13 protein-coding genes are annotated in these 10,122 nt (G+C 70.1%); 10 read left to right on the top strand and 3 right to left on the bottom strand.

Going from position 1 to position 10,122, the window contains the following annotated elements:
- Positions 1-228: 228 nt before the first annotated feature.
- Positions 229-588, bottom strand: coding sequence for a high-potential iron-sulfur protein (locus tag ML01_RS23865; protein WP_058557889.1), 360 nt, complete (start codon positions 586-588; stop codon positions 229-231).
- 238 nt (positions 589-826) lie between these two features.
- Complete coding sequence (locus ML01_RS23860; protein ID WP_371258242.1) at positions 827-1,171, bottom strand: C40 family peptidase; 345 nt, start codon at positions 1,169-1,171, stop codon at positions 827-829.
- Here ML01_RS23860 and ML01_RS30870 point away from each other — a divergent pair.
- Positions 1,170-1,355: a hypothetical protein gene (locus ML01_RS30870; protein WP_254045372.1), complete on the top strand. Its 186-nt coding sequence runs from the start codon at positions 1,170-1,172 to the stop codon at positions 1,353-1,355. The two genes, ML01_RS23860 and ML01_RS30870, sit on opposite strands and share 2 nt — an antisense overlap.
- An 80-nt stretch (positions 1,356-1,435) precedes the next feature.
- Here the strand turns inward: ML01_RS30870 and ML01_RS23855 are convergent, their stop codons facing one another.
- Positions 1,436-1,858, bottom strand: coding sequence for a hypothetical protein (locus tag ML01_RS23855; protein ID WP_058557888.1), 423 nt, complete (start codon positions 1,856-1,858; stop codon positions 1,436-1,438).
- Positions 1,859-2,053: 195 nt separating this feature from the next.
- Between ML01_RS23855 and ML01_RS23850 the strand changes: the two genes are divergently transcribed.
- From ML01_RS23850 to ML01_RS23810, 9 genes are all read left to right on the top strand, one after another.
- The gene (locus tag ML01_RS23850) at positions 2,054-2,461 is read left to right on the top strand and encodes a hypothetical protein (RefSeq protein WP_058557887.1); all 408 of its coding nucleotides are present in this window, start codon (positions 2,054-2,056) and stop codon (positions 2,459-2,461) included.
- A gap of 87 nt (positions 2,462-2,548) precedes the next feature.
- A complete protein-coding gene (locus ML01_RS23845; protein ID WP_058557886.1) occupies positions 2,549-3,889 on the top strand; it encodes a sodium:proton antiporter in 1,341 nt (446 codons plus the stop codon).
- The gene (locus ML01_RS23840) at positions 3,886-5,712 is read left to right on the top strand and encodes a glycerophosphodiester phosphodiesterase family protein (protein WP_058557885.1); all 1,827 of its coding nucleotides are present in this window, start codon (positions 3,886-3,888) and stop codon (positions 5,710-5,712) included. The genes ML01_RS23845 and ML01_RS23840 overlap by 4 nt, the downstream gene beginning before the upstream one ends.
- A gap of 5 nt (positions 5,713-5,717) precedes the next feature.
- On the top strand, positions 5,718-6,716 hold the full coding sequence (locus ML01_RS23835) for a serine/threonine protein kinase (protein ID WP_058557884.1): 999 nt from the start codon (positions 5,718-5,720) through the stop codon (positions 6,714-6,716).
- Positions 6,717-6,878: 162 nt separating this feature from the next.
- On the top strand, positions 6,879-7,349 hold the full coding sequence (locus ML01_RS23830; protein ID WP_058557883.1) for a YchJ family protein: 471 nt from the start codon (positions 6,879-6,881) through the stop codon (positions 7,347-7,349).
- Positions 7,350-7,373: 24 nt separating this feature from the next.
- Positions 7,374-8,231 carry an alpha/beta hydrolase gene (locus ML01_RS23825; RefSeq protein ID WP_082674608.1) on the top strand — a complete coding sequence of 286 codons (858 nt, stop codon included), beginning with the start codon at positions 7,374-7,376 and terminating at the stop codon, positions 8,229-8,231.
- Positions 8,228-9,289 carry an alpha/beta hydrolase gene (locus tag ML01_RS23820; RefSeq protein ID WP_082674607.1) on the top strand — a complete coding sequence of 354 codons (1,062 nt, stop codon included), beginning with the start codon at positions 8,228-8,230 and terminating at the stop codon, positions 9,287-9,289. Before ML01_RS23825 ends, ML01_RS23820 begins: the two co-directional genes overlap by 4 nt.
- A 100-nt stretch (positions 9,290-9,389) precedes the next feature.
- Positions 9,390-9,725, top strand: a complete 336-nt coding sequence (locus tag ML01_RS23815) for a DUF4342 domain-containing protein (RefSeq protein ID WP_058557882.1) — start codon at positions 9,390-9,392, stop codon at positions 9,723-9,725.
- Between the two features lie 155 nt (positions 9,726-9,880).
- Positions 9,881-10,105, top strand: a complete 225-nt coding sequence (locus ML01_RS23810) for a hypothetical protein (RefSeq protein ID WP_058557881.1) — start codon at positions 9,881-9,883, stop codon at positions 10,103-10,105.
- Positions 10,106-10,122 lie beyond the last annotated feature (17 nt).

Below are 10,122 nucleotides of genomic sequence, written 5' to 3'. Positions count from 1 at the left end.
TGCTGATAAGCGGGCACATGCGCGCTCGCCTACCCCGGCGGCTCGGCACGGACAACCGCCCGGCTCCCGCGCCGCAGATCGCGCGCCGGGGCATCAAGCCCCCGGCACGCGAAGCCGGCTGAAAGCCGGCGCTCCCAGTTCGATGCCCGGAAACGCAGACGCCGGCCCTGAGGCCGGCGTCTGGGGGTTACGCCGAGCCCTGGGGGCTCGGCGCGCGGCGGACCGGGGTCAGCCGACCCGCAGCGTCCAGGAGGCGCACCAGCCGTTGGTGTTCACGGCCTTGCCGGGGAACAGGCTGCAGGGCACCCACTCGGCCTCGGACTTGGGCATCTGGAAGTTGCAGTTGCCGCAATGCTGCTCGGACGGGTCAAGACCAGGACGGGCAGCAGCGGCGCGATCGGCCGCCGTGGCGTCGTGTTGGTACTTCAGTGCTTGTGCCGTCGGATCCGTAGCCGGATCAACGTGGGGAAGATCCTGCGCATACGCGGCGGCGGTCGCAACCAGATTCATGACCGGCACGGCAGCGAGGCCGCCGACCAGGGTCTTAACGGCGTCGCGACGGCTCATTCGGAGTGGCTTATCGGACATTTTCTGACGTCTCCTTCTGACGTTGATGAGGAATCCGACCCCGCCCTGGGGCCAGTCAACCGGGGCCGCGCCCCGAACCGCGGAGCATTGTGCAACAAGCGCTGGCAAAAGGCGATGAAAGAAAGGACCAAGGACCAAGGACCAAGGACCAAGGCCGCCGTCCACCGCCCCTCAATCCTCAGCCCTCCCCCCTCAGCCCTCGACCCTCGGCCCTCCCCCCTCGGCCCTAGGCCCTTCTTCAGAGGTACGTCCCAGCCCCCAAGTAACGATGCCGCCAATAGTCCGCCGATAGGCTGGAGAGCCGCACCCGGCGCTTGGACGTCGATGCGTGCACGAAGCGCTCCCGGTCGACCATAAGCCCGACGTGATATTGCGACGGCCCGGTCTTGAAGAACACCAGGTCTCCGGGCGCCGGGCTGCGGCCAACCGGCCGCGCCGCGGCCTGCTGCTCGGTGGAGACGCGCGGGATGTTCACGCCCGCCGCCGAGTGTGCGAACTGCGTGAGCCCGCTGCAATCGAGCCCTTCACCCGGATCGGACCCCCCGTAGACGTAGGGCGTACCGACCTGGGACAGGGCCGCCATGACGACGCTCGCGCGCGACTCCTCCAACCCGGACAAGTCGAACACTTCGCCATCCGCGCTCGCGGTGCGCGGCGGTGACCCGGCGCACCCCCCAAGCAGCGCGGCCGCGAGCACGGCGGCGACGCCGGTTCGGCAAAAAAACCAGTTACAGCGCAACATTGATGTGATTCCCCCAGAAGTCTAGCTAAGCGATTGTACTTCTGAGGGATAGACGTTGGAAGCCGATCTGTCAAGGTCGTCGCGCTGTCGTCGACCGTCGCATGCTCAATCCTCGTTCCAGCCGAAGCGGATCACGAGGTCGTCCCAACTGCCCGGAAAGTCACCGCCGTCTTCGCAGCGAATGACGACGCGCCGCTCGCCCTCCGCGCTCTCGGCGCAGATGTTGAGATCGCTCACGACCCAATGATCGGTCTGCAGCGCAAGGCAGCCGATACTGAGCGGCGTGTGCTCGAAGGTCCGCGAACCGGCACCGATGGTGCGCTGCTCGCCACGCCCCTGCCATTCGAAGTGCATGCGGCCGGCGGCATCCCAGATGCGGCAAAGCTGCAGCTTCCTGGCGTTCACCTCGGCGTGCACCGTCACCGCTCGGTCCGTCGGCACCGCCACCTGCACCATGCGTGTGCCGATGGTCATGTCCGTCTGCGCGTGCAGGGTCTCGTCCACTTCGGTGATGCGAACGTCACTCATGTTGTTGATCCTCTGCTGTGTTGAGAGTCAATGGAGTTGAGAGTCAATGGAGTTGAGAGTCAATGGAGTTGAGAGTCAATGGAGTTGAGAGTCAATGGAACTGATGCGATTGGAAAGAACGTCGGCGAGAAACGTTGCGCGGCGGCGAGCCCTGCCCTATGTTCGGCAACGAGCCAGCACCCGAGAGGTCAGGCCATGCCCGTGCCCCTGAGGACCCGTCGTGTCGGCCTGGGCGGTGTCAGCTACCTGGAGCTGGCACCTGACCCGGATCTGCCGCGCCGCTACCTGGTGCGCTTCTGCGGCTTCCACCGCGACCGCGCCGCCCACGCCGCCACCGAGCGTGCCCGGGTCCGGCTGCTGCTGGCGAGCCAGCGCGGCCTGACCGCGCATCCCTACCCGCTGCCGGAGCGGGTGATCATCGGCAGCATCGACCGCGACGGCTGGCACTGCGGCCGCTCGCCCTACGCCGAGCCCCTCGCCGCCCTGCCCGCCGTGCGCACGCAGCTAGACCAACTGCTGGACGACCTGACGCTGCGCGTCGCCCTCGCCGCCGCCGGAGCGCGCTCCGGCATGCCCCGCGGCCCGGCGCCGACAGGGGACTGACCGAGCCTGGCCGGCGCGGAGCCGGCATAATACGCGGCCTATGTCTTGCCTCGCCCGTCCGTTGGCAGACAAACCCCGGAGCCGCCCATGGGACTGTTCGACATCATCGCCATTCTGATCACGCTGTCGGCGGTGTTCAGTTGGATCAACCACCGTCTGCTCAAGATGCCGACGGCCATCGGGCTCATGCTCATTGCGCTGCTGGTCTCTCTGGCCCTGTTGATGCCGATTCCGGGCAGCGATGGGCTGGAGGAGGACGCGCGGGCGATGCTGGAGAGCATCGATTTCGACGCCGCCGTGCTGCACGGGATGCTGGCCTTCCTGCTGTTTGCGGGCGCGCTGCACGTGAATCTGTTCGATCTGGCGAAGCAGAAGTGGGTCATCGCAACGCTGGCCACCGCGAGCGTGCTCGGCGCGACCTTCATCGTCGGCATCGGCATGTTCGGGATCTTCTGGCTCTTGGGCCTCGACGTGCCCTTCATCTGGTGCCTGCTGTTCGGCGCACTGATCGCACCGACGGACCCCATCGCCGTGCTCGGCATCTTGAAGAGCGCCGGCGCGCCGAAGAACCTGGAGGTGAAGATCACCGGCGAGTCGCTGTTCAACGACGGCGTGGCGGTGGTGACCTTCCTGGTGCTGACCGAGATCGCCTTCGGCGGCGAGCAGGTGACGGTACCGGGGGTGCTCGCGCTGTTCGGCACGGAGGCACTCGGCGGGCTCTTGTTCGGCCTCTTCGCCGGCGGCATCGCGTTCCTGATGCTGCGCCGCGTGGACAACTATCAGGTGGAGGTGCTGATCACGCTGGCGCTGGCGAGCGGTAGCTACGCCGCCGCCGAGGCGCTGCACCTCTCCGCGCCCATCACCGTCGTCGTCGCCGGCCTGCTCATCGGCAACCAGGGTCGCCATGGGGCGATGTCCGAGCTGACGCGGCTGCACCTGGACAACTTCTGGGAGCTGGTGGACGAGGTGCTGAACGCCGTGCTGTTCGTGCTGATCGGCCTGGAGCTGCTGGTGCTGACACTGACCAGTCAGTATCTGCTCGCCGGGCTGCTCGCGATCCCGATGGCGCTATTCGCCCGGGCCGTCAGCGTCGGCGTGCCGATCGGCATCATGCGTCGCTTCCGCAGCTATTCCCCCGGCGCCGTCAGCATCCTGACCTGGGGCGGGCTGCGCGGCGGCATCTCGGTGGCGCTGGCGCTGTCGCTGCCGGACGGCGACACCCGCGACCTGCTGGTCACGGTGACTTACTGCGTCGTCGTCTTCTCGATCGTCGTGCAGGGGCTCACCCTCGGCCCGCTGGTGCGCGCCATGGCCGGCCGTGCCGATGTGGAGATGGAGCGCACCGAGCTCCCCGATCTGTTGCCTGGCGGCGATGACGAGGCGCCGTCCGTGGACAAGTCCGCCGCAGCCGTCCACACCGGTTCATGAAGCGAATCCTCGACATCTGGTTCGACGTCTACGCCCACGCCCTGTTCGGCGGGGCCGTGCGCGCCGGCCTCGTCTACGACCTGCTGTACAAGGCCATCGGCGCGGTGCTGCTCGCGCCCATCGCGGCCTGGGTGCTGCAACGGCTGATCCGGAGCAGCGGTGCCGTCAGCGTCACCAACGAGGCCATCGCGGAGTTCCTGCTCTCCGTGCCGGGGCTCGCCTTCGTGCTGCTGGCGGCGGCGCTGACGCTCACCGGCTTCTACGCAGAGCAGGCGGGGCTCATGCACATCGCCGCCAGCGTCAGCCGCGGCCAACGCGCAAGCTGGCGCGCCGCGCTGGCCACGGCGGTCACGGCGCTGCCGCGGCTGCTCGGCCTCGCGCTGTGGCAGGCGGGCATCCTGCTGGCTTGGTTGTTGCCGCTGGCGGCGGTGGCGGCGCTGACCTATTCAGGACTCCTCGGCGCCCATGACATCAACTGGTACCTGGCGCAACGCCCACCGGAGTTTCTGGCGGCGCTCGGCATCGGCGCCCTGGTCGCCGCCGCGGCGGCGCTCGTGATCGCGCATTACCTCGTCGCCTGGGGCGTGTCGATACCGCTCTGCCTGTACGAGGGCACCCGCGGCCGCGCGGCGCTGCGGCGCAGTGCCGAGCTGCTGCGCGGGCAACGCTGGCGGGCGTTCCGCCTGGTGGTGCTGAACCTGCTGCTCGCCGTCGCCTTGGCGGTGCTGGTCCTCTGGCTCGCGGATGCGGCGGTGGGCGCGCTGCTGCGCAGGGTGGTCGGCGTGCGCGCACTGGTATTTGCCACGGCACTGGCGGTGGTGCTGCTCGCGGCCTTGGCGGCGCTCGCGTCCTATTTCGTTCTGGCGGTGCTGGCGGTGTCGATCATGCACCTATATCTGTCCGTGATGGACGTAGACGGGCTCCCGAGCGACCGCTGGACGCGCGCCGCCCGTGACACCCGCATCCCGCGCTGGGCCATCGCCGGCGGCCTGATGCTCGCGATCTTCGCGGCCGGCGCCCTGGCCGCCAACACACTCGCGGACCTGCGCCTCGGGCGGGAGACGCTGGTCACCGCCCACCGCGGCAGCTCGGCGACGGCGCCTGAGAACACGCTGGCGGCCCTGTACCAGGCGCGCACCGACGGCGCCGATATGGCCGAGATCGACGTGCAGGAGACCGCCGACGGCGCGCTGGTGCTGCTGCACGACAAGGACCTCATGCGCATCGCCGGCCTGCCGGTGCCCATCTGGGAAGCGCAGCTCGCGGATCTCCGCCAGGTGGATGCCGGCCGCTGGTTCGGCCCCGAGTTCGCCGGCGAGCGCATCCCGACCCTCGCCGAAGCCCTCACCGTCGCCGGCCGCCGGATCATGCTAAACATCGAGCTCAAGTACAACGGCCACGACCGGGCACTGGCCGAGCGCGTCGTCGAGGTGGTCCGCGCCGCCCGTTGCGGGGAGATGTGCATCATCACATCACTGAGCCAGGCCGGCCTCGCGCGCGTGCGCGAGCTGGCACCGGAGCTGCGCACCGGCCAGATCGTCACCGCCGCCATGGGCGACACGCGGGAGCTGGACGTGGATATCCTCAGCATGAACCAAGCGCACGTCACGCCCGCCGTGGTGCGCGCCAACCGCCGCGCCGGCATCGAGACCCACGTCTGGACCGTGAACCGAGAGGAAGACATGGCCCGGATGCTGGACTATGGCGTCGATGCCATCATCACCGACCGGCCCAGGGCGCTGCGCGACATAATCGATGAGCGCGACAAACTCTCGGACCCGCAGCTACTGCTGCTCGCCCTGGGACGGCAACTAAGGAGCTGACCCCAATGACCGACGCCGACCCGACCCCCTACGCCACGCTGACCCCGGACCGGGTGCTGGACGCCGTCGAGTCCGCCGGCTTCGCGGTGGACGGGCGGCTGCTTGCGCTGAACAGCTACGAGAACCGCGTCTACCAAGTGGGGCTCGACGACGGTCCGCCCGTCATCGCCAAGTTCTACCGTGCTGCGCGCTGGAGCGACGCGCAGATCCTGGAGGAGCACGCCTTCGCCGCCGAGCTGGCGGACGCCGACGTGCCGCTGGTGCCGCCGCTCGCGCGCGACGGGGCAACGTTGCTGCGCCACCAGGACCTGCGCTTTACGCTGACGCCACGCCGCGGCGGCCGGGCGCCGGAGCTCGATGACCCGGACGTGCTGCGTCGGCTCGGACGGCTGCTGGCCCGGCTCCACAACGTCGGCGCGACACATGCCTTCACGCACCGCCCGGCGCTCACGGTCGAGAGCTTCGGCGAGCTCCCCGGCGCCTACGTGCTGGCGGCGGGCTGGCTGCCGCCGGAGCTGGAGCCCGCCTATCGCAGCGTGCTGGAGCAGGCGCTGGTCGAGGTCCGCGCCTGCTTCGAGCGCGCCGGGGCCGTCCGCGGGCTGCGCCTGCACGGCGACTGCCACCGCGGCAACATCCTCTGGACCGACGCCGGCGCCCACTTTGTGGACCTCGATGACGCCCGCATGGGACCGGCGATCCAGGACCTCTGGATGCTGCTCTCGGGCGAGCGCGAGGAGATGATCGTACAGCTCGGCGCCGTGCTCGCCGGCTACCGCGAGTTTCGCGACTTCGACCCGCGCGAGCTGCACCTGCCGGAGGCGCTGCGGGCGCTGCGGCAGATCCACTACGCCGCCTGGATCGCGCAGCGCTGGCAGGACCCGGCCTTTCCCGCCGCCTTTCCGTGGTTCGACTCGCCGCGGTTCTGGCAGGACCAGATCCTGTGGCTGCGCGAGCAGGTCGCGGCCATGCAGGAGGGTCCGCTGCCGCTGCCTTTGCCGTACTGAATCGCTATCAAAACCGCTATCGGGATCGGGATCGGGGTGGGGATCGGGATCGGGATCGGGATCGACATGGGTGCGGCGATGAGATGCGCGATATTCGATTTCGATTCCGATTCCGATGAAGACGGCAAGGAGCCCTAAGCGTTCCCTATCGACCCACCCACGATGGCCAAGCCCGACCCCCGCGACCCGAACCCGAGCCTGGCGCCCTGCCCCTGCGGCAGCGGCCGCCGGCTCGCCGCCTGCTGCGCTCCCGTGCTCGCCGGCGCGCCGGCACCGAGCGCGGAGGCGCTGATGCGCTCGCGCTACAGCGCGCACGTCCTGGGCGACGCGGCCTATCTCGCCCGCAGCCGCTGCCCGCAGAGCCAGGCAGCCGGCGGCGATGCGGCCGCTGACGCTGCCCTCGACGCCAGCATCCGCTGGCTGGATCTGCGCATCCTGCGCACCGAAGGCGGCGGCGCGAGCGACACCGAGGGCGTTGTCGAGTTTATCGCGCGCTACAAGCAGCACGGCCGAGCCGAGCGGCTGCACGAGGTGAGCCGCTTCCGACGCAGTGGCGAGGGCTGGTGCTACCTCGACGGCGTGCCCGGCGGCGCGGAGCCCGACCGGGACGCGGGCACACGCCGGCGCCGCTGACCCACGCAGCAGGGCAATGACGCGATGGCGACAGGATCGGGACGGCAGGTGCTGAGCAGCCTGCTCGGGATGCTGGCGGCGCTCGCCGCGGGGCTCGTGCTGCTCGGCCTGCTGGTGTGGTTCATGCAACCGAAGCTCCTGTTCCGCCCTTTCACGGAGCTCATCGGCGTGCCGTCGGACTGGGGGCTGGCCTACGAAGACGTCTGGCTCACCGCGGACGATGGCGTGCGCTTGCACGGCTGGTTCCTGCCGGCCGAGCGGCGCCGCGCGCCCCCGCATACGCTCCTGTTTCTCCACGGCAACGCCGGCAATGTGTCGCATCGCGGCGCGACGCTCGCGATCTTCGCGGCGCTCGGGCTCGACGTGCTCATCATCGACTACCGCGGCTATGGGCTGAGCCAGGGGCGACCAACGGAGGCCGGCCTCAATCTGGACGCGGACGCCGCATGGCGCTGGCTGGTCGAGGAGCGCGGCGCGGCACCGGCGGACATCGTGCTGTTCGGCCGCTCGCTGGGCGGCGCGGTGGCGACGGCGCTCGCCGCACGGGTGCAGCCCGGTGCGCTCATCGTCGAATCCAGCTTCACGGACCTGGAGGCCATGGCGCGGCTGCATCATCCGCTGCTCGCGCTGTTCGTGCCGCTGCGCTATCGCTTCATGTCCGTGGACGCGCTGGCGCAGGTGCACTGCCCGGTGCTGATCCTGCACAGCCGCGACGACGGCGTCGTGCCCTTCGCGCAGGGTGAGGCGCTGCTCGCCGCGGCGACGGCGCCGAAGCGCTTCGTGGAGCTGGTGGGCGGCCACAACGAGGGCTTTCTGGACTCGCAGCCACGGTATCAGCAAGCGCTGGCGGCATTTCTGGACTGGCGGCCGGCGGCGCCATGACGCGACTCGCGCAAGCTGCCGCATCGGCGCCGTCGCCCCGGCGGCGGCTGCGCGCGCTGCTGCCGGCGCTGCTGCCGGTGCTGCTCGCCGCCGTCGTCGGCGGCTGCGCGACGCCGCGGCTTGCACCCGGCGGTCCGCCGGTGCTTGCGCCCAAGCTCATCGCCGCCGATCAGGCGCGGATGCCGGACGGCTTTCGCCTGCCGCTGCGCGCCTGGGGGCCGGCGGAGGCGGACACGGTCGTGCTCGGGCTACACGGCTTCAACGACTACGCCGGCGCCTTTCGCCCCCTCGCGGAGCGGCTCGCCGCCGACGGCCATCGCGTCTACGCGGTGGACCAGCGCGGCTTTGGCTCCGGGCTGCTCGCCGGGCGCTGGCACGGCAGCGCGCGGCTCATGGCGGACCTGCGGGCGCTGACCGCGGCGCTGCGCGATCGGCACCCGCGCGCGCGGCTGGTGCTAATCGGCGAGAGCATGGGCGGTGCCGTCATCCTCGCGGCGCTCGCCGATGCGCCGCTGCCGGTGGACGGGCTCGTGCTCATCGGCCCGGCGGTCTGGAGCCGCGACAGCATGCCCTGGTACCAGCGGGCGGCGCTGGCGCTGTCCGTGCGAGTGGCGCCGGGCAAGGTGCTCACCGGCGAGGGCGTGCCCATCTACCCGTCCGACAACCTCGACATGCTCCGGACCATGGGCGCGGACCCGCTGGTGCTGAAGGGCGCACGCGTGGATGCGCTGTGGGGCGTGACCAACCTGATGGACCGGGCCGCCGTCGGCGTCGAACGGCTCGATGGCCCGGTGCTGGTGCTCTACGGCGAGCGCGACCGCATCATCCCGCCCGCCGCCTTCTGCCGCATGCTCAAGCGACTGCCGGCGGATGCGCCGGGGCTGCGCATCGTGCTGTACGCGCACGGCTGGCACATGCTGCCGCGGGACCGCCAGGGCGCGCGGGTGCGCCACGACATCGCCGAATGGCTCCGCCGGCCCACCGCACCGCTGCCGTCCGGCGAGGAGGCGCCCGCGGGCGGCGCGCGGCTCAGGGCATTTTGCGCAGATGCGCACTGAGTGCCCGGGTCATCACGCCGCTGTCGCCGCGGCTGGCCGGCGTCGGGTATAGTTGCCCGCTTTCCGCGGGTCGCAGGTCGCCGTGCCGAGGTCCGACAACATGTCCAAGCGCAAGAACACAATTACCGAGCGATTCAGCGTCGCGGGCAACGAGCTTGTGGAGTTCGTCAAGAAGCTCATCGCCGACGGCAACGTGCGTCGGCTGATCATTCGCCGCCCGAGCGGTGAGGCACTCATTGAGGTGCCGCTGACGGCGGGCGTGATCGCCGGCGGCGCGCTGACGCTGCTCGCCCCGGTCATCGCGGCCATCGGCGCCATCGCCGCGCTGATTGCGAAGTTCGAGGTGGACGTGGAGCGCGTGGACGACCCGCCCAAGTACCTCGAAGAAGATGAAGACCGCCGCTGGGACCGGATCGGGGACGACAGGGACCGCTGAGCCGCGCCCGGTGCCGACGCTGTTTTCCATCGTCGAGTCGCCGAGCCGTCCGCGCCGCACCGATCTGCATCGCCACGCAGGCCGCACCGAGCACAACCCCGGGACAACACGCCCGTCAATCCACCCAGACACCCGAGTAACGAGACCGACGACCGATGGAACAAGTCAAGAAAACCGAGACCCACCGCATCTACAAGAAGCGCTCCGGCCGCCACGCGGTGCAGAACCTCAAGTCCAAGAAGTGGATCAACGGTGACGACAAGGCCGCCGTGCTGCTGGCCGAGGGCCTGATCGAGCCGCCGAAGCAGAAGGCGCCGGCGCCGGAAGCCGCCGACCAAGCCGCCGACCAAGCCACCGAGACCGAGACCCCCGCCGAGTAGCCGCGGCTGCTGCGCGA

Origin of the sequence: Thiohalocapsa sp. ML1 (assembly GCF_001469165.1) — a bacterium.
Lineage (GTDB): Bacteria > Pseudomonadota > Gammaproteobacteria > Chromatiales > Chromatiaceae > Thiohalocapsa.
Note: the sequence above shows the minus strand (reverse complement) of the source record. Positions and strands in the feature narration are given on the sequence as shown.

Bases quoted from the DNA above. Each gene is read 5' to 3' on its own strand.
- ML01_RS23865 (WP_058557889.1), bottom strand. From the start codon at position 588: ATGTCCGATAAGCCACTCCGAATGAGCCGTCGCGACGCCGTTAAGACC.
- ML01_RS23820 (WP_082674607.1), top strand. From the start codon at position 8,228: ATGACGCGACTCGCGCAAGCTGCCGCATCGGCGCCGTCGCCCCGGCGG.
- ML01_RS23860 (WP_371258242.1), bottom strand. From the start codon at position 1,171: ATGGCGGCCCTGTCCCAGGTCGGTACGCCCTACGTCTACGGGGGGTCC.
- ML01_RS23845 (WP_058557886.1), top strand. From the start codon at position 2,549: ATGGGACTGTTCGACATCATCGCCATTCTGATCACGCTGTCGGCGGTG.
- ML01_RS23850 (WP_058557887.1), top strand. From the start codon at position 2,054: ATGCCCGTGCCCCTGAGGACCCGTCGTGTCGGCCTGGGCGGTGTCAGC.
- ML01_RS23815 (WP_058557882.1), top strand. From the start codon at position 9,390: ATGTCCAAGCGCAAGAACACAATTACCGAGCGATTCAGCGTCGCGGGC.
- ML01_RS23830 (WP_058557883.1), top strand. From the start codon at position 6,879: ATGGCCAAGCCCGACCCCCGCGACCCGAACCCGAGCCTGGCGCCCTGC.
- ML01_RS30870 (WP_254045372.1), top strand. From the start codon at position 1,170: ATGACGACGCTCGCGCGCGACTCCTCCAACCCGGACAAGTCGAACACT.
- ML01_RS23840 (WP_058557885.1), top strand. From the start codon at position 3,886: ATGAAGCGAATCCTCGACATCTGGTTCGACGTCTACGCCCACGCCCTG.
- ML01_RS23810 (WP_058557881.1), top strand. From the start codon at position 9,881: ATGGAACAAGTCAAGAAAACCGAGACCCACCGCATCTACAAGAAGCGC.
- ML01_RS23855 (WP_058557888.1), bottom strand. From the start codon at position 1,858: ATGAGTGACGTTCGCATCACCGAAGTGGACGAGACCCTGCACGCGCAG.
- ML01_RS23835 (WP_058557884.1), top strand. From the start codon at position 5,718: ATGACCGACGCCGACCCGACCCCCTACGCCACGCTGACCCCGGACCGG.
- ML01_RS23825 (WP_082674608.1), top strand. From the start codon at position 7,374: ATGGCGACAGGATCGGGACGGCAGGTGCTGAGCAGCCTGCTCGGGATG.